Origin of the sequence: Erythrobacter insulae, assembly GCF_007004095.1 — a bacterium.
Taxonomy (GTDB): Bacteria; Pseudomonadota; Alphaproteobacteria; order Sphingomonadales; family Sphingomonadaceae; genus Erythrobacter; species Erythrobacter insulae.
Genome location: NZ_VHJK01000002.1, coordinates 203,517 through 227,949, shown reverse-complemented (window position 1 = coordinate 227,949; position 24,433 = coordinate 203,517). Strand labels below are relative to the sequence as shown.

Here is a 24,433-nt window from a genome sequence, read left to right as displayed (position 1 = left end):
GCGCACGCGAAATTAACTGCGCACAAAAGAAAAGCGGCGGGGAAATTCCCCGCCGCTTCCTTTTTGTCAAAAGTCGTTAGACTTAAGCAGCCATTTCGGTCTGTACTTCAGAGAAAGTATCCGAAAGGGTCGAGCCGAGGCTCTGCATTGCAGTGATTGCAGCAACAGCGATAAGAGCAGCGATAAGGCCGTACTCAATTGCAGTTGCGCCCTGTTCGTCACGTGCGAGTTTGTTGAAAAATGTCATTAGTAGTCTCCTGGTTATGGTCTTCGTTACCCGTTGTTCAAATCGAAATGCCGATCCGGACATTTGAGGTTTTAAGGGGCAGCTCTTGAAAATTTCCTAATTCGGATCCTTTCAAAAGCCTTAATTTGGTCAGCCACTTGCTTCCTCTTGCGCGGTCTGCACATCACTCCACATATCAGAGGTCTCCCGAGCTACGCCCTGAAGAGCACCGATCATTGCAATGACGATCAGACTCACGATCAAGCCGTATTCAACCGCAGTGGCTCCTGATTCATCCGAACCGATCTGTTTAAGAAATGTCGATAAAATCATTCTTCACCCGTCAATACGTTCCTGACGATTTGGGGTATTGCGGATCGGGCTTAAGAAAAGGTTGATGACGCGCACAAGAATGGAAAAAAATCCGACATGACATCTACGTGGATCCCCGTGGTGGCGGGAGCATTTGAGCGAGAGGATGGGCTTTGGCTGATGCATAAAAGGCCCGCTGGAAAGCACCATGGAGGGCTTTGGGAATTTCCCGGTGGTAAGGTTGAACCCACTGAAATCCCGGTTGAATCACTCGTGCGAGAACTGCGTGAAGAGCTTGGCGTTGTGATTGATGCTGTTGATTGCGAGCCTGTTGGATTTGCCGATAACGCCCGCGATGCACGGCAAAAACCGATTGTCATACTCCTTTACAGAATCGTCCGGTGGACCGGAATTCCTGCGTCTTTGGAGGGCGGAGCAATAGAATGGTACACGCCGCAGCAGATCGCAAAGCTGGATAAACCGCCGCTGGATCAGGTTCTGGCCGGGCGCTTGTTCGCCGGTAGCTAAAGAATTGCGCTGCAAGCAGCAAACAGAGGTTGCCAAGCCAACCAAGCCCCCTTATGTGACCGAGCTCTCGTGCGCCAGTAGCTCAGCTGGATAGAGTACCTGACTACGAATCAGGCGGCCGGAGGTTCGAATCCTTCCTGGCGCACCAAGAAAGCCCATCCCCATCAGGGGGGTGGGCTTTTTTCTTGCGTCATGGGGATTGGATGCCGGGAGAATTAATCCGGTACGCTGTCTTCCAAGGCGTGCATGTCCTCATCCGAAAAGCCGAAGTGATGGCCCGCTTCGTGAATTACGACGTGGCGCACCAACTCTTCAAACACGACGCCAGTCTGCCGCAACTCCAACAATAGGGGCTGCCGGAAAAGGCTTATGACAGGAGGCAGCGTGCCGGTTGCCCAGGATGACTGCTCAGTCAGCGGCACGCCTTCATACAGTCCCGTCAGATGCCACCGATCCTGTATATTCACCGCTGCCAGCTGATCCGGTGTCGCAAACTCCTCTATCCGAAGCGCGACATTACTCAATTTCTCGCGAAATTCGGCCGGCAGCTGGTTAACCGCTGCCTGCGCCGCCTGTTCAAAGGCATCCGGAGAGTAGCGTAAGGATTCGGCAAAGCGTCTTATCATAGTCACATTGAAATAGGGTCGGCCAGACCGCGCTGCAAATGCCGGCGCAAGGTTTGATGCAAATTTTGCAGGGAACGTGTTGTAGCGATGGGGATTTTTAACGGTGGGATCATGTGAAATTTAAGGAAGGCCGCACACCGGGTCGGCCTCTTGCCAAGAAAGACGTTAGCCATGAACTATATGAACGTGCATGATCACAATGAATTTGACCCGGAGAATCCTTTGCAAAAACCTGATGTCCCCGAAGATGTGCAGGACGCGATCCGTACGCTGATCAAATGGGCCGGCGATGACCCCACACGCGAAGGGTTGATCGACACGCCCAAACGCGTTGGCAGAGCGTGGTTAGAATATTGCGCTGGTAATCAGGAAGATCCTGCAATCCATCTCTCTCGCATTTTCGAGGAAGTGGGCGGTTACGACGAGATTGTTTTGCTGAAAGACATTCCGTTCCATTCACATTGCGAACACCACATGGCCCCGATCAAGGGCAAAGCGCATATTGCATATCTGCCAGACAAAAAGATTACTGGCATTTCAAAGCTCGCGCGCGTGCTGCATGGCTACGCCAACAGGCTTCAGGTGCAGGAACGGCTGACTGCCGAAGTGGCCGAGTGCATCTGGGACAATCTGGAACCACGCGGTGTTGCCGTTGTCATTCAGGCCGAGCATGGCTGTATGACGGGGCGGGGCGTGAAGGTTCACGAAGTCGAGATGCTCACCAGCCGGATGATGGGCTGTTTCCTAGAAGACCATCGTAGCCGCAAAGAGGTCATGAGCCTGATGGGCTTTTAATCATCAGACCTGTCCAAAACGAAAAAGGGCGCCTCGATCGAGGCGCCCTTTTTGTATTGGCTGTTGGTATTGGCAATCCGCCGGAACCTAAAGCTGGCCGAGCATGTGCTCTGCGCTAGACACTTTAAAATCGCCCGCTTCTTCGACGTTGAGCTGTTCGACGACGCCATCGTTGATAATCATCGAGAAACGCTGGCCGCGTTTGCCCATGCCGAATCCGCTGCCGTCCATAGTAAGGCCAACCGCTTCGGCAAAATCCGCATTGCCATCTGCCAGCATTGTGATGTCATCGCTGCCTGCGGCTTTGTTCCATGCGCCCATAACGAACGCATCGTTCACTGCGGTGCCGACGATTTCATCGACGCCTTTGGCTTTGAGATCCGCGGCTTTTTCAACGAAGCCGGGAAGATGCTTTGCTGAACATGTCGGGGTGAATGCCCCCGGAACAGAGAAAAGCGCCACTTTTTTACCAGCGAAATATTCGCTCGTCTGAACCTGCTGAGGGCCTTCAGCAGTCGCCTTGACCAGTGTCGTTTCAGGAATTTTGTCGCCTACAGAAATTGTCATCGCATCCTCCATTAGGGTGTGCCGGGCGCAGGGTAAGAGTGTTCCGAAACCGGAAGCCCAGCGCCTCTGCGCACGATATAGGCGCTCGGCAGCGCGCAGCAATGCTTAAGCGAATCCTAGGCGAATAGATCGTCTGGTTAAGGGGCTTTTGCCGAGGGCGTTGAAGATCGGATAAACGGATTTGCCATACCGTCTGTGTCGCTTGCTGTTGTGACGAAGGAGAGCGGATATGCGTATTTTTGAAAATCTCGCTGTAATTGCGGCGGGACTTGCAGTGGCATTTCCAGCGGACACTTATGCGCATTCACCCGAATATGCTCAAACACGGGACGGTGCCCATGTCGGACCAGTCGCCGCCAATGCCGAGAATATCCGCGGCCTCAATATCATGTTGATGGTAACATCCCTGAGATGCCGGACTGGCGCCCATGATTTCCGCGCAGAATACGATATGTTTGCGCGCACCCATGCGCAGAACCTTGCCGAAGCCCACCATCATTTGAGCCGCAAACTTGTCGCAGTTCACGGCGAGGATAGCACAAGCCGCGCGCTGGACCGGATCGGAGTGACGATCGCGAATTCGTATGGCGATGGACACCCGCGCCTCGATTGCGCCGAGTTGAAACGTGCGACATTTGAACTTGCGCGTAGCCAGGATCGGCAACGGCTCTCAGACTTAGCGGCCTGGCTGCTCGAAAGTAATGTATCGCGCGCCGACACATCGGCCAAAGGGGCAACCTGGTCTGCATTTGTACCATCCGCGCCGAAGCTCCAGTATGAATTGCAAGTTACCGGATCAGGAATCCCGCAAAGGCCAGACGGGGCATCAGCAGACGAGAACAGTTCTGTGAAAATACCAATCTGGCTGCGAGGCTAACCAGATTTCGGTGTGGACATAGAGATATAAAGAAAACTTTATATTTGCGTGAAGGCCATGATATCGCTAGGGGCGCGGTAACGAAGATTACCCCCATTGGAGACAGTTCATGGCGACCGCCGCACCTACGCAAGAATATATCATTAAAGACATCTCGCTCGCACAATATGGCCGTGACGAGATCGCTATCGCTGAAACAGAAATGCCGGGTCTGATGGCTTTGCGTGAGGAATACGGCGCTGCGCAGCCGCTTAAGGGTGCGCGCATCACCGGTTCGCTGCACATGACAATCCAGACCGCTGTTCTGATCGAAACGCTGACTGCTCTTGGTGCAGAAGTGCGCTGGGCAACCTGCAATATCTTCTCGACACAGGATCACGCGGCGGCCGCGATTGCGGATCAAGGCATCCCGGTGTTTGCAATCAAGGGCGAGACACTTGCTGATTATTGGGAATATGTTGGCCGCATCTTCGATTGGTCGACTGAAGAGAACCCCGATCTGACCACGAACATCATTCTGGATGATGGCGGTGATGCGACTATGTTTGCGCTGTGGGGCGCTCGATTGGAAGCAGGCGAAGAAATGCCTGCGCCGCAAAACGCCGAAGAAATTGAAATGCAAAAGGCTCTGAAAGCCTATGTTGCGGCAAAACCGGGCTATTTGACCAAAACGGTCAAGAACATCAAAGGCGTCTCCGAAGAAACCACTACCGGCGTGATGCGCCTTTATCAGATCGCCAAACAGGGCAAGCTGCCTTTCCCGGCGATCAACGTGAACGATTCTGTGACCAAATCGAAGTTCGACAACCTTTATGGTTGTAAGGAATCGCTGGTCGATGCGATCCGCCGCGCCACTGACGTTATGCTGGCGGGTAAAGTCGCTTGTGTCGCCGGCTATGGTGATGTCGGCAAAGGCTCGGCTGCTTCGCTGCGCGATGGCGGTGCCCGCGTTATGGTAACCGAAATTGACCCGATCTGCGCTTTGCAGGCGGCGATGGATGGCTTTGAAGTCGTGTCCATGGATGAAGCGACCAAGCGCGCCGATATCTTTGTGACCGCAACCGGCAACGAAGACGTGATCACCGGTGAGCACATGAAGAACATGAAAAACATGGCGATTGTCTGCAATATCGGTCACTTCGACAGCGAGATCCAGATCTCGGCGCTCGACAATTACGACTGGAAAGAGATCAAGGAAGGCACCGATATGGTCACCTTCCCAGAGGGCAATTCGCTCTTGATCCTTGCCAAAGGCCGTCTTGTGAACCTCGGTTGCGCTACCGGCCACCCGAGTTTCGTGATGAGCGCGAGTTTCACGAACCAGACGCTGGCTCAGATCGAATTGTTCACCAAGTCGGATGAATATGAGAATGACGTTTACGTGCTGCCAAAGCATCTCGATGAGAAAGTGGCCGCGCTGCACCTCGAAAAGCTGGGCGTGAAATTGACCGAATTGAGCCAGAAGCAAGCCGATTATATCGGTGTTCCGGCAGCTGGTCCGTTCAAACCGGATCACTACCGCTACTAGGCCTGAACCGCAGTTTATCGACAAGATTACAGAAGCCCTCGCAAATCATCGTATTTGCGGGGGCTTTTCCTTTGCCAGACAGTTGCATCGCCGCGCCAGCGAGCATAGCTGGACAATATGGAATTTTCGCCGCTCGCTCTTGTTGTTATCGGGTTGCTGCTCGCTGCATGGACAGTGGCGGCGGCGGTGATGATTGTCAGGGCCAGCGCAAAGACAAAGCGCACCAAAGCGTTGCAGATTTCGCTAAAGCGGATGCAACGTATGCTCGATCAGGCACCGGCAATCCCGATGCTTGTCCGGGTGGATGGCCGGATCGAAGCGCCAGACCGACTTGCCCGCTGGCTAGGGCTGGATGCGATGCCCAATTATCTGAGCGAGCTTGCCGCGGACGATGACGATGCAGGTCAGCATGGCCTGTCCGAAAAGCAGGTAAACAGCCTGACGGAAAAAATTCGGCTCACACAGAAAAGCGCAGCGCCTTTTCAAATGGCGATCACGCCGCCCGGTTCGGGGCGCAGTCTGGCTTTGCAGGGTGCGCTCGCTGATCCGCAGGTATCCCCTGGCGGTGCGGCTTTGGTATGGGTGTTTGACTTTAGCGAAAGCGAAGATGAACTTTCGCGGCTACGGCAGGCGGCGGCTCAGGCCGAGGGCGATTTTGCCGCGCTGGTCGGATTGATCGAGGCTGCGCCTGTGCCGATGTGGTTCCGGGGCCGCAATATGCGCCTGCAACTTGTCAATCAGGCCTATGTCGACGCGGTCGGGGCAGAGGATGCTGCCGCCGTGATCGCCGAGCAGATCGAACTGCTTGAAGCCGAAGCTGGCGCAAGCCCGGCGCAGCAGGCGCTAGCAGTTTTCGAAGGCGAGGCGGCCGCAGAACGCACGATGACCGCGACGCTACATGGCGCGCGCCGCACATTGCGCGTCAGCAATCAGCCGCTCGGCAAAGAAGGCGTGACCGGATACGCGATCGATATCGAAGAACAGCAGCAAGTGCTGCGCGAATTTCGTGCGTTCCGCGAAGCGCAGCGCGAAATGCTCGATCAACTTTCCGTTGGCGTTGCGCAGTTTGACGATAGCGAACAGCTGACCTTCGCCAACCGTCCTTTCCGCAGGCTGTTCGAGCTGCCCGATGGCGCGGTGCGCAACAATACCCCGTTTGAACGGTTCCTGTCCGAAGCGCGTGAAAAAGGTTTGACCCCGGAAGTCCGCGATTTTCCGGAGTGGCGCCGTGAACATGCGGCATGGTTCGATTCTCCCGATATGCAGGAAGAGGCGTGGCCGCTGCCCGGTGGCACGCATCTTCGGATCGTCGCGCAGCCAATGCCCGATGGCGGTATTGTTCTGGTGGCAGAAGACCGAACCGAAAGCCTCGCGCTGTCGGCCACGCGTGACACTTTGCTGCGCACCCGCACCGCCACACTCGACAGTCTATTTGAAGCGCTGGCGATTTTTGCGCCAGATGGCTCGGTGCAGCTATGGAACCGGAGCTTTGCAGGCACTTGGGGGCTTTCTGGCGAATTTCTCGATACGCATCCGTCCGCCGATGCGTTGCTCGAAGCGATTGGCAAGAATTTGACGCGTCCCGGCGACGCCAAACAGATTGGTGCTGTGGTCCGCGCCGCTACTCTGGATCGCAAGGAGAAGGAGGGCCGGGTTCAGCTGTCCGATGGTCGTTCGCTGCGATTTGCGGGCGTGCCGTTACCCGATGGGAACGGGTTGCTGACAGTGCTCGACATAACCGACTCTCAAAAAGCAGAGCGGGCTCTGCGCGAACGTGCGGTCGCATTGGAAGAAGCGGATGCCGTGAAAGCGCGCTTCCTTGCCAATATGTCGTATGAATTCCGCACGCCGCTTACGACCATTGGCGGATATGCCGAACTGCTGAAAAGCGGTGCCGCGGGTGAGCTTAACGAGGGGGCTGGTGAATATATCGATTCGATTCTGACTGCCGCTGCCCGCTTGACCGAGCAGGTCGAAAATGTGCTCGATCTTTCGCAAAGTGAAGCGGGGCTGCTGCCGATTACGAAGGAGCAGACCGATCTGCTCGGGTTCTTGACCAAACTGGTGCGAGAGCGCGAGACGGCGATTATCAAGGCGCAGCTTGGCCTTGACCTGAAAGGCAAGCGCGGGCGGATGGTCGATCTTGATCCGCGCCAGATGAGCCGGGCGGTCGGCAATTTGATAGATAACGCGATCAACGGAACACCGGCGGATGGTCACATTACAATCGAAATCCTGAAATCCGATCCCGCAAGCGAATGGGGCACCAGCTTTGTCATATCCGACAACGGTGCAGGAATGAACGCGGACGAGCTTGAGCGGGCATTGGATGGCGGTCGCTCGGCCGAGGACAGCGATACCGAAAAACGCACCGGATTGGGCATCCCGCTCGCCCGGCAACTTATCGCGGCCCATGGCGGCTTGCTGGAGATATCCAGTCAAGAAGGCGTGGGCACCACCGCGATTATCCACCTACCGTGAGCGAAACGTGCCGATATGACCTACCCGATCTTGCCGCGATGGAAGATCTGGGCGGACGGATAGCCAAGCAGCTGCGGGTTGGGGATGTGATCGCATTAGAAGGCGGCTTGGGGGCGGGCAAAACGACTTTGGCGCGCGCGATAATTGCGGCGCTTGGTTATGATCGTGAGGTTCCATCCCCGACCTTTACCATTATCGAAACCTACGATGCGCCGCCGCTGCGATTGCCGGTCATTCACGCTGATTTTTATCGCTTGAAAGAACCAGACGAAGTCGAGGAAATTGGCTTGGATGATTACCGCGATGGCGCCGCCATGATTGCCGAATGGCCCGATCACGCAGGCGGATTTGGCCATGAGGCTGCGTGTTTGACCATCGCTTTGAAAAACGCGGTAAAAGGTGCGGATGCGGGCCGAATTGCGATTGCCGAGGGTGCCGCCGATTGGCTAGGACGTATGCCATGAACGATCTTCCTAACGGCATAGTTGAATTCTTGGCAAATGCGGGTTGGGCAGACGCAAATATTGACCCGATTCCCGGCGATGCCTCGTTCCGCCGGTATTTTCGTCTTCGCAAAGCTGATGGATCGGGCGCGATGTTGATGCACGCCCCGCCGCCGCATGAGGATCCCAAACCGTTTCTGCATGTTGCGCAGTGGCTATCTGATCAGAAAATGCGCGCCCCGGAAATCTATTCGACTGATGCACCCCAGGGTTGGGTGCTTACCGAGGATTTCGGCAATGACCGGATGCGCGATTGGCTGGATGATCACCCAGATCGCGAAACCGCTGCCTATGAAGGCGCGATTGATGCGCTTGTCGAACTGCACAAACGGCCTGCGGGGCCATTTCCGGCCTATGACATGGCGACCTATTCCAGAGAAACTGCGCTGCTGACGGAATGGTATGCACCTGCGCAAAAACTGGATGTTGATATCGCAGGCTATGCGGCGGCATGGGAAGCTGCTTTGGCGCCTATGATTGCGCGGCAGGAGCCCGGCGTTACTGTGCTCAGGGATTACCATGCCGAGAATATCATGCTGCTTGGTGATCCGGCGGACCGCGCGCCGCAGGGTTTGATTGATTTCCAAGACGCGTTGGTTGGTCACCCAGCCTATGATCTTGTGTCTTTGTTGCAGGACGCGCGCCGCGATGTGTCCGCGCAATTGGAGGCAGCCATGCTTGCTCGTTACATTGATTGTGCTGATGCCGATGCGGATTTTGAAGCCGACTATGCTCGCTTGGGCGCACAGCGCAACGCCAAGATCGTCGGGATCTTTACCCGTCTATACAAGCGCGATGGAAAGCCGCGCTATCTGGAGATGATCCCGCGCGTTTGGACGGCGATGGAGCGCGATTTGGCGCATCCTGCGCTTGAGCCGGTGGCACAATGGTTTGACGATAATATTCCGCCTCAGCTGCGCGAAAGCGGCGGAGGCACGATCGTATGAGCGCGAACGGATTGGCGAGCGATACGGCGATGGTGATGGCCGCTGGAATGGGTAAGCGGATGCGCCCGCTTACCGTCAGCCAACCGAAACCGATGGTGCGCGTGGCTGGAAAGCCGTTGATTGATCACGCGCTTGACCGGCTGGCCGAAAGCGGGATCGAACGCGCTGTGGTTAATGTGCATTACATGGCCGATGCGCTTGAGGCGCATGTGATTGATCGCGCCATTCCCAAAGTCACGATTTCGGATGAGCGCGATGCTTTGCTGGAAACGGGCGGCGGCTTAATCCGCGCGCAGGCGCATCTGCCCGATCCGTTCTTTTGTCTCAACGCTGACAATATCTGGCTTGATGGTCCGCGGGATGCGTTTCGCGATTTGACGTCATGCTGGAACCCGGAAAAAATGGACGCGCTGCTGCTTGTCGTAAGCCATGTCCGCGCGGCAAATTTCAGCGGCGCTGGTGATTTTTACATGGATGCCGCCGGTCAACTTTCGCGCCGAAAGCCGGGGCGCATTGCGCCGTTTATCTACACCGGAATCCAATTGATTTCGCACCGCCTTTTGCGCGACGCACCGCAGGGTAAGTTTTCAACCAACGTCCTGTGGAACCGCGCCATCGAAGAGGGGCGCCTATTCGGAGCCTCCTTTACCGGACAATGGTATGAAGTCGGCACGCCAGAGGCGATCGGCCCAACGGAAGAAGCTTTGAAGCGTGGGTGAGACATCCGGGCCAGAGATTTATTCCATCGCCGCCCATCGCGGTTTCGCAGATGCTCTCGTCGCAGGGTTGATCCCGCGATATTCTCAGACCGATGCCGGCCTCGCCCGTCTGACATTGCTGGTGCCCAGTTCACGCGCGGCGCGCACCCTATCCGAAGCCTTCGTGCGTCATTCGGGAGAGGCGGGATTGCTGATGCCGCGAATGGTGACGGTCGGCGATCTCGATCTGGATGAAGCGCTTGGCAATTTGCTCGATCCGCTTGGAGCGAGCGATATTCCCCCGGCGGTTGAACCGACGCAGCGCTGGCTGGAAATTGCCCAATTGATCGAAGCGGAACAGGCCGAAGAGGGCCTTGCGCCGTTACCTGGGTTGGCCCGGCTCAGGCTGGCGCGCGATATCGCCAGAGCCATGGACCGGCTTTTGGTTGAAGACGTGTCACCCGATGCACTGACCGGCGAGGCGGTTCTGGACCAGCTGGGTAATTTGTCCGGGCATTGGAAAAAATCATTGCGGCGATTTGCGCGTGTAGAGGCGCGCTGGCGTGAGAGATTGGCGGAGCTTGGACGGGTTGATGCCGCCACCCGCCGCAATATGCTGTTTGATCGGGCCGCGTTAAAATGGCGCACCGATCCGCCATCTCAGCCTATCGTGGCCGCAGGTGTGACGAGCGCCTCGCCAGCCCTCGCAAGGATGTTGCGCGTGATTGCAGATTTGCCCAATGGCGCTGTGATCCTGCCCGACCTTGATCTGTCGATGAACGAGGATGCATGGGATGAGCTTGGGCGTGCTGGTGCGGCCCCTGAACCCGGCGGCGAGGTGTTCGGCAAAAAGGATGCGCTGACCCACCCGCAATACCATCTCAAACTCCTGCTTCAGCGGATGGGTATTGCCCGTGCCGAAGTCCGCCCATGGCATCGCAAAGGCGAAGCCGCAGCGCCGCCGGCGCGCAGCCATGCGATCAGTTCACTGTTCCTGCCGCCGCAAGCAAGCCAGTCATGGATCGATCTGGAGCCGGATAAACGCCGACTGTCGGGCGTCCGGTTGATGACCACCGCGACCAGCGCGGAAGAAGCGCAGGCGATTGCCATGCTGGTGCGCGAGGCGCTTGAGCAGCCGACCAGGCGTATTGCCGTGATTACAGCTGACCGGGCATTGGCGCTGCGTGTGACACAGCAGCTTGAACGCTGGAACATCGTTGCCGATGATACGGCGGGCCGTCCGCTATCGTTGACGCCTGCGGGCCGGATGATCGGCCTGCTTGCAGGGCTGGCTTCGGGAGGGCTGGAACCGGCGGCGTTGATCGCGGCGCTTGCGCATCCGCTGGTTCAGCGAGATATCGAAGGTGCCCGGTCCCAATGGCTGTCCGCTTTGCGGGCGTTTGAATACGACCTGCGCGGTCCGTCTCCGGCGCCGGGATACGAACCGCTCCGCGCGGTCGCGGATAAAGCCAAGGTTCGCGATTGGTGGGACGGTGTTGAGCGGGTTCTTACACCTCTGCTCGCGCCACTTTTCGCTGATGAACCAGAAATCGCTCTTGCCGATGCGATCGACACTTTGACGATTGCAGCAGAAGCGCTGGCCGGTGATGCTGTATGGGCGCGCGAAGACGGGCGCGCTCTGTCGGCCATGATCGAAGATTTGCGCCTTCATGCGCGCGGCAGAGACACCGCGATTGCGCCCGCTGATCTGGCAGGCGTTCTGCGCGATTGCATGGACGAGGTTTCGGTGAGGCCTCCATATGGCGGGCATCCCCGAGTGAGCATATATGGTCTGCTGGAAAGCCGCATGGCGCGAGCGGATCTGATCATATGCGGCGGATTGAATGAAGGCAGCTGGCCGCAGGCACCCGGAGCCGATCCGATGCTGGCGCCTGCTATTTTGCGTGCATTGGGCGTGCCCGGTGCAGAATTCCGCATCGGATTGTCCGCGCATGATCTGGCCGGAGCAATGGGCGCACCCGAAGTGGTGCTGAGCAGAGCCCAGCGCGACAGTGAAGGGCCGACGCTCGCTTCGCGGTTTTGGCTCCGGGTTGAGGCGCTGCTGGGTGAAAAACTGGCAGCCGAGCACCGCGAAAGCACGATACCGTTGATAATGCCGCTGCTCGATCGCGATCCGGTGCCGGCCTCTGAACCAGAACCCTATCCAAGGCCGGAACCCAAGCCATCGTCAGAGCAAAGACAGGTCAAAATCAGCGCGACCGCGCTCGACCGGTTGCTGGGCGATCCGTATCAGTTTTACGCGCGCGAAATTCTGGGCCTGAAACGCCTTGATCCGCTTGCCGCGGATCCGTTTGCCGATCCAGCTTTGCGCGGCACATTGGTTCACGACATTCTGGATGCGTGGCACAAGGCGCGCATTGATCATCCCAATCTGGCCTTGGTTCCTTTCGCGGAAAAAATGCTGACTGAGAAACAGGTCCACCCCCTGTTCTGGGGGCTGTGGCGCCCGCGTATTTGCGCAGCGTTGGAGCGATTTGAAGAATGGGTGAACGAAGACGCGAAACAGGGCCGTGAAGTGATCGCCACCGAAGTTTGGGGCGAGATGATGTTCGAGGGCGTACGGGTCGGCGGAAAGCCCGATCGGATTGATCGCTTGGCCGACGGAACTTTGGCGATTGTCGATTACAAAACAGGAAAGCCGCCCTCGAAACAGGAAGTTTCCAAGGGGTATCGCCTTCAGCTTGGCGTGCTTGGTCTGATTGCGAGTGAGGGCGTTTTTGACAAAGATGGTGCTGCGATTTCAGGTGATGCAACCAAATTCGAATTTTGGTCCCTGAGGAAAGTTGCTGGCGAATTTGGCGAACGAAATGAGCCGGTAAAACTGAGCGATCGGCAAAGCGGTCTGTTACCCGAGGACTTTCTGCATGAACATGAACGCTATCTGCGCGAAGCCATCACGAAATACATCAAGGGGGACGCCCCCTTTATCGCCAAGGAAAATCCCGATTATCCAGGTTTTACCGATTACGATCAGCTGATGCGGCTGGACGAATGGCAGCTTGCCCAAGCGAGCGATGATGCGGGGCCGGACGCGTGAGCGGCGCGCTGCAAAATCAGGGTAAAGTATACCCTCTTGCCGGAGAGCAGCTTTCAGCGGCCAATCCTGATGACAATGTCTGGCTGTCGGCTTCGGCAGGCACAGGCAAGACGCAGGTCCTTTCAGCGCGCGTGCTTAGGCTGCTGCTGCGCCCGGATGTCGATCCCTCGGAAATTCTGTGTCTGACCTTTACCAAAGCGGGCGCCGCAGAAATGGCGACCAGGATCAACGCGGTGCTCGCGCGCTGGGTGCGGTTGGAACCGACCAAGCTGGCGGCGGAACTGGGCGATCTGGGTGCGGATATCGGGCCCAAGACACAGGAGCGCGCGCGGACGCTCTTTGCCCAGGTGCTCGATTGTCCGGGCGGAGGCTTGCGGATTGATACGATCCACGCCTTTTCGCAGTGGCTGCTCGCCAATTTTCCCGAAGAAGCCGATCTGCCGCCCGGCGCGCAGCCGATGGAGGATCGCACCCGCGCATTGCTGGCGCGTGAAGTGTTGACCGATCTGCTGACCAGCGCCCGCAAGACAAACAACACGCGCATCCTTGATGCAGTGACCCTGTTTACCATTTCGAAAGCCCCCGAAGCGCTGAGCAATTGGTTGATGCGGTGTGCCAAGGCGGAAGACATGTGGGCGGGGCCGACCGCCTGGCAATCGCCGATGGATGATCGAGTGCGTCAATTGCTGGGAATTCCCGCGAATGCCGATGCGAATTGGTCGTTCGAAGGGCTTGATGCAGAATTCTTCCCTGACGACCAACTGATGGCCATGATTCCTGCATTGGAAGAATGGGATACGAAGACGGCAAAAAAGTGCCTGGTATTCATGCGCGAATGGCTCGCGCTGGATACATCGGCGCGAATTGAGCGGTTTGGCGAATTTAGAGGCAATCTGCTTAAAGCGGACGGCACGCCTAACATGACAATCAAAAAGCCTCGCGAGCAATATCCCGGCTTTGCCGAAGGGCATGACATGGTGTCTCAGGCTGTCTTGCAAGTTGAAGAACGCGCTGCCTTGCTGGACCTCGCCGAATTCCTGACAGCTGCGTTGGAAATTGGCCGTGATTTCGCAATCCGTTGGCAGGATGCAAAACGGCGCGAGAGCCTGCTTGATTTTGATGATCTGATCCGGCGCGCGGCGGGGCTTCTGAAAAACAGCGTCACAGCAGACTGGATCCGGTACAAGCTCGACCGCCAGTTTGACCACATTCTTATCGATGAGGCGCAGGACACCAATGAAGCGCAATGGGACATTGTTTTTGCGCTGATCGATGATTTCTTCAGCGGCGAGGGCGCAAGCGGTGATCGTTTGCGGACCGTCTTTACCGTGGGCGATTACAAACAGGCGATCTTCGGGTTTCAGGGGACCAGCCCCGAAAATTTTGCGAAAGCCAAGGCCAAAGTCGCCCAAGCCATCGAAGACGCACGCAAACATGCCGCCGATATGCGCGATGGACGCCGCATTCCCGGCTGGCAGGATCTCGATCTTGGCCGATCTTTTCGAACATCGAAACCGGTTCTGGATTTTGTAAATCGCGCCATTGCATCGATCGGGCATTCGGAATTCGGATTGAGCGACACGCCGCCCGACCATATCGGTGCGGTGCGGCCCGGATTGGTGGCAATGTGGCAGCCGGTCACATCGGCCGACGATTTTACCGAGCAGACAGAAGACGGCGATGATGCCGCAGAACCGGGCTGGCTGCCCCCGCATGAAACCGTGCTGGCGGAAAAGATCGCCGCGCAGGTTTACGACTGGGTCAAGGGTGAAAACCCGCTTGTTCTCGCCAAGTCGCAGCCACCGCGCCATGCCACCGCAGGCGATGTGATGGTGCTCGTGCGAAAGCGCGGCGCGCTGGCGGCGCAGATTGTGGCGAAACTTCATGCCAAAGGCGTTGCCGTGGCCGGGGTCGACCGGCTGAGGCTGGGCGCGCCATTGGCGGTAAAAGACCTGATGGCGGCGCTGAGATTTGCGGCACAGCCGCTTGATGATCTGTCATTGGCGAACCTGCTGTCTTCGCCGTTGATCGGGTGGACGCAGGACGATCTGCTCGCCCATGTTCCGCGAGAGAAACAGTCTGATACGGGCAAACTTCCATCGCTATGGGGGCATTTGCGCAAGCTTTCCGATCCCAAGGTCGCGCAGACATGCGCGGACCTTAGAAGTTTGCTTGCCAGGGCGGATTATCAGACCCCGCAGGCATTGCTGGCGTGGCTGCTGACCGGCCCGTGGCGCGGCCGTGAAAAGTTGATCATGCGGTTGGGTCGTGAAGCGAATGATCCGATTGACGAGTTGGTCAATGCCGCTTTCGCGTTTGAAAGCGCGCATGTGCCCAGCCTTGCGGGCTTTATCGAATGGTTCGATGCCTCGGATGATGATCTGAAACGCGATGCCGATGGGGCGGGCGGCCAAGTGCGTGTGATGACAGTGCACGGATCAAAGGGATTGCAGGCCCCGATTGTTATTCTGGGTGATGCAACTGGAAAGCCGGGGCAGGGCGGCGATCTGGAATTGTTAGACAGGGATATAGGCGCAGAAATACACCGTAGCGTGCCTTTGCCGTCGCTGGCGAAAGACGAAAAGCGCGGGCCTGTTCTTGATGCGGAAAACGTGGCTGGCGATGCCAGCATGCAAGAGCATTGGCGCCTGCTTTACGTTGCAATGACCCGCGCAGAAGAGGCGCTGTTTATTGGCGGGGCTCTTGGCCGGCGCGAGATAAAAAAAGGCCCGCATGAAGACAGCTGGTATGCGCGTCTGGCGACAGTGTTCGAAGCAGATCCGTTGCCCGATCCGCGCTGGGGTGAGCGGCGAGAATGGGGTGAGCAGGCCGAACCGCTGGTTTCCGCCGATGAAGCAGCCAGCACAGCAGATCGACCCGAGCTGCCTGTATGGGCCACGACGCCGATCGGGCCGGAGCCCAAACCGCCAAGGCCGCTTGCACCCAGTTCCGCTGGCGAAGAACTGGCCGCTGATCCGCCATTGCCGGTCGATGCACTGAAGGTTGCGGCGCGGCGCGGTGTTTTGATCCACCGATTGCTGGAGCGGTTACCCGATCTGCCGATTGATACGCGCGAAGCGGCAGGTGCCGCGTGGCTGGCGCAGCAGGGCGATGATTTGCCAGAGGATACACGCGCTGAAATGCTCGCCAGTGCGATGCGGGTGCTGTCAACAGAGCGGTTTGAGGATATCTTTTCTCCGGATGCTTTGGCGGAGGTTCCGCTGGCTGCAACCGTTGGCAAAGTGGTTATTTCGGGGACGGCAGATCGGCTGCTGATCGGCGATGACCAAGTGACGGTGGTGGATTTCAAGACCACGCGTCGCCCGCCGCGCAATGCAGAGGATATTCCGAACGCGACGCTAAGGCAGATGGCGGCATACACGGCTGCTCTTGAGGTTATCTTTCCGGGGAAATCAGCGCGCGCGGCAATTTTGTACACGCAAACGCCGCAATTGATCGAAATCGCCGCCGAATTGCTGGCCCCGTACAAGGATCATTTGGGGGACGCGCAGGAAAGCTATGTCCCGATCGATATTGAGTAAGCGGGAAATCCGCCTAGATAGGGATCAACCCAATTACAGGAGAAACATCATGGCCACCATCAATGTGACCGACGAAAATTTCAAAACCGATGTGCTGGAAAGCGACACACCCGTTCTGGTCGATTTCTGGGCCGATTGGTGCGGGCCGTGCAAAATGATTGCTCCGGCGCTTGAGGAAATCAGCGATGAGCTGAACGGTAAAGTCACCATCGCCAAGATGGATATTATGGAAAACACGGGCATCCCGGCCGAAATGGGTGTGCAATCAATTCCGCTCATGGTGCTGTTCAAGAACGGTGAAGCCGTTGCGCGAAAAGTAGGCGCGGCTCCCAAAAGCCAGCTTAAAGACTGGATCGAAAGCGAAATTTGATTTTCGGACGTTAAGAATTGCGGGCTTGACCTTTAGGTAGGTCAGGCCCGCATTCGCTGGGCAAATGCTTCCCATATCGCGGGGCTCGATGCGCCCAGAAGGCCGGGCATTTCGTGTTCGTCCACGCGGTAATCGCTGCCATCGGGCCGTGCGACCTTGCCGCCTGCTTCATTAAGCCACAACGCCCCGGCGGCGTGATCCCATGCCAGCGTTCGCTCGAACGTAGATACGTCGTTTTGTCCCAACGCCAATCGCGGATACTGCTCGGCAGCGCAGCGGGGTATGTCAGTCAGCGTGTAATGCGGTGCGATTTTTGCGTCAAATTCGGTGCATTGATCTTCGGTGAGAAACATCCGGCTGATTGCCGCGACCGGCGGCGTTTCGCCAGTGGTGCGGGCTTTTATTTTTTCGCCATTGATGAATGCCCCTTCGCCGGCTTTGGCGTGGCACAGGCGGTCAGCAATTGGATCATAGAGCCATCCGGCAACAGCCTTTCCGCCGTCTGCCAAAGCGATGATTATGCCAAATGGCTCTTTTCCTTCGGTAAAGTTCGCGGTTCCATCCAGTGGATCAATGATCCAGGATTGATCGGACAAGTGACCGAGCACCGATTTGTCGGCATGAACCGCTTCTTCGCCAACCACGGCAACACCGGGCGCGAGTTTGGTAAGGGCATCGGTCAGAAAACTCTCAATCTCCCGGTCGACGACGGTGACGGGATCATCCTCAGCCTTCATCTCAATCTCGCTGTCTGTCAGCGCGCGGAAACGCGGCAGCATGGATCGCTGTGCGGCAAAGCGAAAAAGATCGCGGATCTCGGCATCAAGGGGAGAAAGTTTGCTCATATCAGCTACGATAATCCGCGTTGATCGAAATGTATCCGTGGGTGAGATCACAGGTCCACACTTCTGCATGACCATCGCCCATGCCCAGATCGACAGCGAGATCGATAGCGTCACCTTGCAGATGCTTTGCTACCGGCGCTTCGTCGTAATCTTCAACCGGCACTCCGCCACGCGCAGCCCAAACGCCGCCGAATGCGATGGATAACGTGTCGCGGTTGGCGGGTTCTCCCGCTTTGCCGACCGCCATGACAACGCGGCCCCAATTGGCATCTTCGCCTGCGATAGCCGTTTTTACGAGCGGCGAATTGGCAATCGATAGACCGATGCGGCGGGCGCTTTCATCGCTCACCGCGCCGGTTACGCGCACGCTGATGAACTTGCTTGCGCCTTCCCCGTCTCTCACCACCAATTGCGCCAGCTCGCGGCATATATCGGTCAGCGCGGCGGCAAAGGCATCGGCCCCCGGACTGTCCCAGCCCGCGATACGGGGATGTGCCGATTTTCCGGTTGCAAAGGCGAGCACAGTGTCACTTGTCGAGGTATCTCCGTCTACTGTGATGCAGCTATAGGTTTGTGCATTCGCATTATTCAGCAGCTCTTGCAGAAATTCTGGGGCAACGTCTGCGTCGGTGAATATGTAACCGAGCATGGTCGCCATATCCGGCGCAATCATGCCCGATCCTTTGATAATTCCGCACAATTCCACACGGGTATCGCCAATCATCGCGCTGGCATGCGCGCCTTTTGCAAAAGTGTCTGTCGTGGAGATTGCCGCTGCTGCGTCTTCCCACCCGCAGGGGCGCGCCGAAAGCACCGCAGCCACGCCTTCGCGAGCGCGATCTTTTGGCAGTGGCACCCCGATGACACCGGTTGAAGAGACGAAAACTTCATCAGGTGCGCAGCCAAGACCCTCGCTGACTTGTGTCATGATCTGCTCAACAGCCTCTGCGCCGCGATGCCCGGTAAAAGCATTCGAGTTGCCAGCGTTCACAATCAAAGCGCGCGCGGTGCCCGCTTTCAGCTGTTTGCGCCCCATCTCGACCTCGGTTGAGGCACATGCGCTTTGGGTGAAAACACCGGCTACACTGGTGCCTTCATCAAGCGCCACAAATGTCAGATCGCAGCGATCCCAGTCTTTGTAGCGCGCACGCGCCACGCGCAGTGTCACACCGTTAATCGCAGGCATTTCGGGAAAGGGCTGAGCGAGGGGCGAGGTTTCGATATCCATACCGGTATCGCTTAGGCGAGCGAGCAATTGCAGTAAATCGGTGAATCGGTCTGCAATGCGAGTGGACGTTTGCGAACAAAACGCCTATCTGACACGCTTATGACGCGTAAGCTGTTTGCCTTTCTGGCCCTGCTTTCAGGCCTTGCCGCTTTAGGCGGTACTGCGACTGCGTCCTATGCGCACACGTCTTCTGCCTGCAATGCAAGCGTCATGGCGAGCGCCGAGAACGCCGCATCGGACAGGCATATCCAGTCTGATGCGAGCCCCGGCATTGCCTCTGTTGGTAAAAAAGACGCGGCTGAAAATACGCGTCTCCCGCGTCCGCAATCGCTGCGGATGCCGGTGCTTATGGGCATTGATCGCGCTTACGAATAGCGTCCTCGATTCCTAAAGGTTTTCGCGCGCCTGTTCAGGCTGCGCGCCGTTCTTCTCGATTTTTTTCAAAATTGCATTGGCCCCGATTGTGCGGGCAGCATCGACATTAAGGCACCTCTTCCATGTTCAACTCGCTCATGAAATCGGTCTTCGGTTCATCGAATGACCGTTACATCAAATCTGTTGGCAAGATCGTCAATGAAATCAATGCGCTTGAGCCTCAGCTTCAAACGCTTTCAGATGATGAGCTGCGCGCGCAGACCGACAAGTTCCGCGGCCTTTTGGACAATGGCAGCACCCTGGATGATATCATGCCAGAGGCGTTTGCGACGATCCGCGAGGCATCGACGCGCGTTTTCGGGATGCGGCACTTTGATGTGCAGATGATCGGCGGCATCGTACTGCATCGCGGTGAAATCGCCGAGATGCGCACGGGTGAGGGTAAAACCCTCATGGCGACGCTCGCTGTGTATCTCAACGCGATCGAGGGCAAGGGTGTCCACGTTGTTACGGTCAATGATTACCTCGCCGCGCGTGACGCCGAATGGATGGGACAGCTGTACAACTGGATGGGTCTGACCATCGGTGTGGTTGTGCCGAACATGGACGAAACGGCGAAGCGTGACGCTTACAATGCGGATATCACATACGGCACCAACAACGAGTTTGGGTTCGATTACCTGCGCGACAATATGAAACACGAACGCGCGCAAATGGTGCAGCGTCCGTTTAACTTTGCGATTGTGGATGAGGTGGATTCCATCCTGATCGATGAAGCGCGCACGCCGCTTATCATTTCGGGACCGACAGAGGACAAATCCGATCTGTATGTCGCGCTGGATGAAGTCGCCAAAGAGATCCCGGAAGACTGGTACGAAAAAGACGAGAAATCCAAAAGCATCCAGCTAACCGAAGACGGGCTGGAGCAGACGGAACAGTTGCTGATTTCCAAGGGGATGCTGGAAACTGACAACCTTTACGATGTCGAAAATACCCAGGTTGTCCATCACCTCGATCAGGCGCTCAAAGCGGTCCATATGTTCAAGCGCGATGACAATTACATCGTCAAAGACGGCAAGGTCGTGATCATCGACGAATTCACTGGCCGGATGATGGAAGGCCGGCGCTGGTCTAATGGTTTGCACCAAGCAGTCGAAGCCAAGGAAGGCGTCAAGATCGAGCCGGAAAACCAGACCATGGCGTCTGTTACCTTCCAGAATTTTTTCCGCATGTATCCCAAACTGTCTGGCATGACCGGTACGGCTGCGACAGAAGCATCGGAATTCTGGGATATCTACAGCGTCAACGTTGTCGAAATTCCGACCAATCTCCCTGTCGCGCGGATCGATGAAGAAGACGAATTCTACAAGAATACGATGGACAAATTCGCCGCTATCGCGGTCGCCATCAAGGAAAAGCATGAGATCGGGCAGCCCGTGCTGGTCGGCACGGTTTCAATCGAGAAATCCGAATTGCTCAGCCAGTTCCTCGATAAAGAAGGCGTGAAGCATGAAGTGCTTAATGCGCGCCAGCACGAACGCGAAGCGCACATCGTGGCGCAGGCAGGCCGTTTGGGCGCGGTAACAATCGCGACCAATATGGCGGGCCGCGGAACCGATATTCAACTTGGCGGGAACCTTGATTTCAGGATCGAGGATGAAACCGGCGCGATGGAAGACGGGCCGGAGAAAGACGCAGTGATTGCTAGAGTCAAAGAAGAAGTCGCGATAGAGAAGCAGAAAGTTCTCGAAGCGGGCGGTCTGTTCGTGCTCGGCACAGAACGGCATGAAAGCCGGCGGATCGATAACCAGCTGCGCGGTCGTTCCGGTCGTCAGGGCGATCCGGGCCTGTCACGTTTCTATCTGTGCCTTGAGGATGATCTGCTGCGGATTTTCGGTCCAGACACGCTGTTTTCGAAAATGATGAATTCAAACCTCGAAGACGGCGAGGCGATTGGTTCGAAATGGCTGTCGAAAGCGATTGAAACCGCTCAGAAGAAGGTCGAGGCGCGCAATTACGACACGCGTAAGCAGGTCGTGCAATATGATGATGTGATGAACGACCAGCGCAAGGTCATTTACGAACAGCGCGGCGAAATCATGGAATCGGAAAGCGTCGATGACGTGGTGCTGGATATGCGCCATGATACGATCAATTCGATTGTCGGCACCGCTTGCCCTCCCGGATCATATCCGGAGCAGTGGGACATCGAAGGCCTTAAAGAACGCGTCGAAGAAGTATTCGGTCTTTCCTTCCCGTTTGAAGAATGGATCGAGGAAGATCAGGTTGAACCTGAAATTTTCGAAGAGCGTCTGCGCACCGAGACCGACAAGATGATGGAAGAGAAGATCGCTAAAAACGATCCGAGCATCTGGCGCATGGTGGAAAAAGACGTGCTGCTGCGTCAGCTCGATTTCCACTGGAAAGAACACCTCGCCACGCTTGATGCGTTGCGTCAGGTAATCTGGATGCGCGGCATCGCCCAGAAACAGCCGATTAATGAATACAAACAGGAAGCCTTCGGCCTGTTCGAAACGATGCTGGATACGTTGCGCGGCGAAGTCACAAAGATCCTGTTCAAATCCGAGCTGCAGATCTCGCAGCCGCAAACACAGGCTCTGCCTGATTTGCCCGATTTCCTGACCGGGCATATCGATCCGCTCACGGGGCTCGACAATTCGAATGATGGCGATGGGTCGGAACAGCGGCCTGAACTGTTCGGATCGCTGGCAGGTTCGCCGCGCGCGGCATCCGGTCCGGGTGGTTCCAACACCGATAATCCCTACGCGAACCTCAATGTCAGCCGGAATGCACCATGCCCATGCGGCAGCGGAAACAAATATAAGCATTGCCACGGCTCGGCGAACAACCCGAATGCAAAGCTGAACGCATAAACGCGCGCGGCAAAGGGGCGCGGTTGCGATGATCGGAGCGGTTCCAGTTCTGCTGGCGCTCACATTCCTTGTTACCGCGCTGCTTTATGCCAGCGTTGGCTTCGGAGGAGGATCGACCTACGCCGCGTTGCTGGCGATCTCTGGCCTCGATTACCGGTTGCTACCGATGGTGGCGCTGGCCTGCAATATCGTGGTCGTTGCAGGGGGCACGCTGCGCTTTGGCAGGTCGGGTGTCACGCCGTGGCGCGGCGCTATCCTGATGACTGCGATTGCTGCGCCCGCTGCACTTATTGGCGGGCTGACACCGATCGGCCAGGCGAATTTTATGACGCTGCTGGGCGCGAGCCTTGTGCTCACGGCGGTTACGATGTTTATCCCGCTGCATGAAGAGCAGGGGGAAGAGCCCCATCGTATCGCCCGGTATATGCCGGTCATTGCTGCGCCGCTGGGATATCTGGCGGGATTGGTGGGTATCGGGGGAGGTATATTCCTAGCCCCGTTGCTGCATTTGATCCGTTGGGACAATCCGCGCGCCATCGCCGCGACGGCGAGTTTCTTCATTCTTGTGAATTCCCTGTTCGGCCTTGCGGGGCAATTGCTTAAACAGGGACCGGGCGCATTCGGCGGCGCTTTAGGTGCCGCGCTGCCGCTGTTGATAGCCGTTGCGATTGGCGGACAGATCGGCAGCCTGATGGCGCTAAAACTGTTGCCAAAGCGTTGGATCAGATGGCTAACCGCAGCACTGGTGTTTGTAGTGGGCGCACGACTTTTGGCTGGGATCTAGGCCCAGGCCAAAGTCTGAAGTGTAAGGAAAATGGCTCCCCGAGTAGGATTCGAACCTACGGCCAAGTGATTAACAGTCACCTACTCTACCGCTGAGCTATCGGGGAACAGCAACCGGTTGTCTCTCCGGTGCGAGCAGCGCCTATATGGGCGCTCGGATTTCATTGCAAGAGGGTTTGGCAGGAAAATGCTCAATCCGTGACAAATTGCTCTGCCACGATCCGCTCTTCCAGCGACTGGCCCGGATCAAACAGCAGCTCCAGCTCGGTATCGTGCGCAATCTCCAATGTTACCTCCGCGATATGGCGCAATTCCTTTTGATCGGCGACGGCTGCAACCGGTCGTTTTTCATGGTCGAGCACCCGCAATCTGATTCGCATACGGTCAGGCAGAATCGCGCCGCGCCACCTGCGCGGGCGAAACGGGCTGATCGGGGTAAGGGCCAGCATCTGGCTGTCGAGCGGCAGAATCGGGCCATTCGCCGATAGATTGTAGGCGGTCGAGCCCGCAGGGGTCGCCACCAGCACACCATCACCGACCAATTCCTTGATCCGCACACGGCTGCCCACGGTAACTTCGATTTTGGCGGTCTGGCGCGTTTCACGCAGCAGCGAGACTTCGTTGATCGCGCAAAGTGATTGCTTCTCACCATCCTGCAGGATCGCTTCCATGCGCAGCGGTGCAATCCGTTTGCTGTGAGCCTTGGCCAGCCGGTTGGCGATCACGGCGCGTTTGTCATAGCGGTTCATCAGAAACCCGACTGTGCCCAAATTCATCCCATAGGCCGGTATGATCCGGCCAACATCGAGCATTGCGTGCAATGTTTGCAGCATGAACCCGTCCCCACCCAGAACAACGGCGACATCCGCTTCTTCGAGAGGGCACCAGTCCTGTTGGCCAAGCAATGCGTCGTAAGCTTCCTGAGCGTTAGGCGTATCGGATGCCACCAAAGCCATGCGGGCATAGGGGTTGGTCAATCCGTTGGTCGCGCCATTGGTTGCAGGTTTGGTCGCAGTCGTCATTACGGTTTTAAGGCCCCCTAAGCCACAATGCCGATCCCATATCATAGGTGTTGCATGCCGCTGCGATCCCAAACGGCGGTAGTCAGTTATCCTGATGTTCCAAATTCGGTCGGATTGCAATTGTAGTAAGGTTTCGCTGATATGATCGTCTAAGGGCGATTTATGCAAACAGACCGAACATCTTTGACTCATTCCCTACGAGGGCCGACCCGCGGATCGTTTCCGGGT

At 57.0% G+C, this 24,433-nt stretch carries 21 protein-coding genes and 2 tRNA genes; 15 read left to right on the top strand and 8 right to left on the bottom strand.

Annotated elements, in window-relative coordinates:
* Positions 1 to 82: 82 nt before the first annotated feature.
* Together FGU71_RS13685 and FGU71_RS13680 are read right to left on the bottom strand one after the other, a co-directional pair.
* Positions 83 to 247 (bottom strand): Flp family type IVb pilin, encoded by a 165-nt coding sequence (locus FGU71_RS13685; RefSeq protein WP_142789330.1) that lies wholly within the window; start codon positions 245 to 247, stop codon positions 83 to 85.
* Positions 248 to 376: 129 nt separating this feature from the next.
* On the bottom strand, positions 377 to 559 hold the full coding sequence (locus FGU71_RS13680; protein ID WP_142789329.1) for a Flp family type IVb pilin: 183 nt from the start codon (positions 557 to 559) through the stop codon (positions 377 to 379).
* Between the two features lie 96 nt (positions 560 to 655).
* Here FGU71_RS13680 and FGU71_RS13675 point away from each other — a divergent pair, with 96 nt between their 5' ends.
* Positions 656 to 1,066, top strand: coding sequence for a (deoxy)nucleoside triphosphate pyrophosphohydrolase (locus FGU71_RS13675; protein ID WP_142789328.1), 411 nt, complete (start codon positions 656 to 658; stop codon positions 1,064 to 1,066).
* A gap of 71 nt (positions 1,067 to 1,137) precedes the next feature.
* Positions 1,138 to 1,214, top strand: a tRNA-Arg gene (locus FGU71_RS13670).
* A gap of 67 nt (positions 1,215 to 1,281) precedes the next feature.
* On the opposite strand, the gene FGU71_RS13665 is transcribed toward FGU71_RS13670, so the two are convergent.
* Entirely contained in the window at positions 1,282 to 1,692 is a 411-nt protein-coding gene (locus tag FGU71_RS13665) for a metallopeptidase family protein (RefSeq protein ID WP_142789327.1), read from the bottom strand.
* A 171-nt stretch (positions 1,693 to 1,863) separates the two neighbouring features.
* On the opposite strand from FGU71_RS13665, the gene folE reads away from it, so the two are divergent.
* Entirely contained in the window at positions 1,864 to 2,487 is a 624-nt protein-coding gene (gene folE / locus FGU71_RS13660) for a GTP cyclohydrolase I FolE (RefSeq protein WP_142789326.1), read from the top strand.
* A gap of 87 nt (positions 2,488 to 2,574) precedes the next feature.
* On the opposite strand, the gene FGU71_RS13655 is transcribed toward folE, so the two are convergent.
* Positions 2,575 to 3,054, bottom strand: a complete 480-nt coding sequence (locus FGU71_RS13655; RefSeq protein WP_142789325.1) for a peroxiredoxin — start codon at positions 3,052 to 3,054, stop codon at positions 2,575 to 2,577.
* Between the two features lie 229 nt (positions 3,055 to 3,283).
* On the opposite strand from FGU71_RS13655, the gene FGU71_RS13650 reads away from it, so the two are divergent.
* From FGU71_RS13650 to trxA, 9 genes are all read left to right on the top strand, one after another.
* Positions 3,284 to 3,931 carry a hypothetical protein gene (locus tag FGU71_RS13650; protein ID WP_142789324.1) on the top strand — a complete coding sequence of 216 codons (648 nt, stop codon included), beginning with the start codon at positions 3,284 to 3,286 and terminating at the stop codon, positions 3,929 to 3,931.
* Between the two features lie 109 nt (positions 3,932 to 4,040).
* Positions 4,041 to 5,459, top strand: coding sequence for an adenosylhomocysteinase (gene ahcY, locus FGU71_RS13645; protein ID WP_142789323.1), 1,419 nt, complete (start codon positions 4,041 to 4,043; stop codon positions 5,457 to 5,459).
* A 117-nt stretch (positions 5,460 to 5,576) separates the two neighbouring features.
* A complete protein-coding gene (locus FGU71_RS13640; protein WP_142789322.1) occupies positions 5,577 to 7,940 on the top strand; it encodes a PAS domain-containing sensor histidine kinase in 2,364 nt (787 codons plus the stop codon).
* Positions 7,937 to 8,404, top strand: a complete 468-nt coding sequence (tsaE, locus tag FGU71_RS13635) for a tRNA (adenosine(37)-N6)-threonylcarbamoyltransferase complex ATPase subunit type 1 TsaE (protein WP_142789321.1) — start codon at positions 7,937 to 7,939, stop codon at positions 8,402 to 8,404. The genes FGU71_RS13640 and tsaE overlap by 4 nt, the downstream gene beginning before the upstream one ends.
* On the top strand, positions 8,401 to 9,390 hold the full coding sequence (locus tag FGU71_RS13630) for an aminoglycoside phosphotransferase family protein (RefSeq protein ID WP_142789320.1): 990 nt from the start codon (positions 8,401 to 8,403) through the stop codon (positions 9,388 to 9,390). The genes tsaE and FGU71_RS13630 overlap by 4 nt, the downstream gene beginning before the upstream one ends.
* Positions 9,387 to 10,109, top strand: coding sequence for a nucleotidyltransferase family protein (locus FGU71_RS13625; RefSeq protein WP_142789319.1), 723 nt, complete (start codon positions 9,387 to 9,389; stop codon positions 10,107 to 10,109). The genes FGU71_RS13630 and FGU71_RS13625 overlap by 4 nt, the downstream gene beginning before the upstream one ends.
* Positions 10,102 to 13,146: a double-strand break repair protein AddB gene (gene addB / locus FGU71_RS13620; RefSeq protein WP_142789318.1), complete on the top strand. Its 3,045-nt coding sequence runs from the start codon at positions 10,102 to 10,104 to the stop codon at positions 13,144 to 13,146. The genes FGU71_RS13625 and addB overlap by 8 nt, the downstream gene beginning before the upstream one ends.
* The gene (gene addA / locus FGU71_RS13615) at positions 13,143 to 16,688 is read left to right on the top strand and encodes a double-strand break repair helicase AddA (protein ID WP_142789317.1); all 3,546 of its coding nucleotides are present in this window, start codon (positions 13,143 to 13,145) and stop codon (positions 16,686 to 16,688) included. The genes addB and addA overlap by 4 nt, the downstream gene beginning before the upstream one ends.
* Positions 16,689 to 16,737: 49 nt before the next feature.
* Positions 16,738 to 17,058: a thioredoxin gene (gene trxA / locus FGU71_RS13610; RefSeq protein ID WP_142789316.1), complete on the top strand. Its 321-nt coding sequence runs from the start codon at positions 16,738 to 16,740 to the stop codon at positions 17,056 to 17,058.
* Positions 17,059 to 17,099: 41 nt separating this feature from the next.
* Here the strand turns inward: trxA and FGU71_RS13605 are convergent, their stop codons facing one another.
* Together FGU71_RS13605 and argJ are read right to left on the bottom strand one after the other, a co-directional pair.
* A complete protein-coding gene (locus FGU71_RS13605) occupies positions 17,100 to 17,903 on the bottom strand; it encodes an inositol monophosphatase family protein (protein WP_142789315.1) in 804 nt (267 codons plus the stop codon).
* A gap of 1 nt (position 17,904) precedes the next feature.
* Positions 17,905 to 19,131, bottom strand: a complete 1,227-nt coding sequence (argJ, locus tag FGU71_RS13600; protein ID WP_142789314.1) for a bifunctional glutamate N-acetyltransferase/amino-acid acetyltransferase ArgJ — start codon at positions 19,129 to 19,131, stop codon at positions 17,905 to 17,907.
* Positions 19,132 to 19,230: 99 nt separating this feature from the next.
* On the opposite strand from argJ, the gene FGU71_RS13595 reads away from it, so the two are divergent.
* The 3 genes from FGU71_RS13595 to FGU71_RS13585 all read left to right on the top strand — a co-directional run bounded on the left by FGU71_RS13595 (position 19,231) and on the right by FGU71_RS13585 (position 23,184).
* Positions 19,231 to 19,506 (top strand): hypothetical protein, encoded by a 276-nt coding sequence (locus FGU71_RS13595; protein ID WP_142789313.1) that lies wholly within the window; start codon positions 19,231 to 19,233, stop codon positions 19,504 to 19,506.
* 122 nt (positions 19,507 to 19,628) lie between these two features.
* On the top strand, positions 19,629 to 22,400 hold the full coding sequence (gene secA, locus FGU71_RS13590; RefSeq protein WP_142789312.1) for a preprotein translocase subunit SecA: 2,772 nt from the start codon (positions 19,629 to 19,631) through the stop codon (positions 22,398 to 22,400).
* 28 nt (positions 22,401 to 22,428) lie between these two features.
* Complete coding sequence (locus FGU71_RS13585) at positions 22,429 to 23,184, top strand: sulfite exporter TauE/SafE family protein (RefSeq protein ID WP_142789311.1); 756 nt, start codon at positions 22,429 to 22,431, stop codon at positions 23,182 to 23,184.
* Between the two features lie 31 nt (positions 23,185 to 23,215).
* Here the strand turns inward: FGU71_RS13585 and FGU71_RS13580 are convergent.
* Positions 23,216 to 23,290 (bottom strand) — tRNA-Asn (locus FGU71_RS13580).
* Between the two features lie 84 nt (positions 23,291 to 23,374).
* Positions 23,375 to 24,205 (bottom strand): NAD kinase, encoded by an 831-nt coding sequence (locus FGU71_RS13575; protein ID WP_185960321.1) that lies wholly within the window; start codon positions 24,203 to 24,205, stop codon positions 23,375 to 23,377.
* Positions 24,206 to 24,433 lie beyond the last annotated feature (228 nt).

Excerpts from the sequence above, each read along its gene's own strand:
- FGU71_RS13685 (WP_142789330.1), bottom strand. The coding sequence starts at position 247 with ATGACATTTTTCAACAAACTCGCACGTGACGAACAGGGCGCAACTGCA.
- FGU71_RS13680 (WP_142789329.1), bottom strand. The coding sequence starts at position 559 with ATGATTTTATCGACATTTCTTAAACAGATCGGTTCGGATGAATCAGGA.
- FGU71_RS13675 (WP_142789328.1), top strand. The coding sequence starts at position 656 with ATGACATCTACGTGGATCCCCGTGGTGGCGGGAGCATTTGAGCGAGAG.
- FGU71_RS13665 (WP_142789327.1), bottom strand. The coding sequence starts at position 1,692 with ATGATAAGACGCTTTGCCGAATCCTTACGCTACTCTCCGGATGCCTTT.
- folE (WP_142789326.1), top strand. The coding sequence starts at position 1,864 with ATGAACTATATGAACGTGCATGATCACAATGAATTTGACCCGGAGAAT.
- FGU71_RS13655 (WP_142789325.1), bottom strand. The coding sequence starts at position 3,054 with ATGACAATTTCTGTAGGCGACAAAATTCCTGAAACGACACTGGTCAAG.
- FGU71_RS13650 (WP_142789324.1), top strand. The coding sequence starts at position 3,284 with ATGCGTATTTTTGAAAATCTCGCTGTAATTGCGGCGGGACTTGCAGTG.
- ahcY (WP_142789323.1), top strand. The coding sequence starts at position 4,041 with ATGGCGACCGCCGCACCTACGCAAGAATATATCATTAAAGACATCTCG.
- FGU71_RS13640 (WP_142789322.1), top strand. The coding sequence starts at position 5,577 with ATGGAATTTTCGCCGCTCGCTCTTGTTGTTATCGGGTTGCTGCTCGCT.
- FGU71_RS13630 (WP_142789320.1), top strand. The coding sequence starts at position 8,401 with ATGAACGATCTTCCTAACGGCATAGTTGAATTCTTGGCAAATGCGGGT.
- FGU71_RS13625 (WP_142789319.1), top strand. The coding sequence starts at position 9,387 with ATGAGCGCGAACGGATTGGCGAGCGATACGGCGATGGTGATGGCCGCT.
- trxA (WP_142789316.1), top strand. The coding sequence starts at position 16,738 with ATGGCCACCATCAATGTGACCGACGAAAATTTCAAAACCGATGTGCTG.
- FGU71_RS13605 (WP_142789315.1), bottom strand. The coding sequence starts at position 17,903 with ATGAGCAAACTTTCTCCCCTTGATGCCGAGATCCGCGATCTTTTTCGC.
- argJ (WP_142789314.1), bottom strand. The coding sequence starts at position 19,131 with ATGGATATCGAAACCTCGCCCCTCGCTCAGCCCTTTCCCGAAATGCCT.
- FGU71_RS13595 (WP_142789313.1), top strand. The coding sequence starts at position 19,231 with ATGACGCGTAAGCTGTTTGCCTTTCTGGCCCTGCTTTCAGGCCTTGCC.
- secA (WP_142789312.1), top strand. The coding sequence starts at position 19,629 with ATGTTCAACTCGCTCATGAAATCGGTCTTCGGTTCATCGAATGACCGT.
- FGU71_RS13585 (WP_142789311.1), top strand. The coding sequence starts at position 22,429 with ATGATCGGAGCGGTTCCAGTTCTGCTGGCGCTCACATTCCTTGTTACC.
- FGU71_RS13575 (WP_185960321.1), bottom strand. The coding sequence starts at position 24,205 with ATGACGACTGCGACCAAACCTGCAACCAATGGCGCGACCAACGGATTG.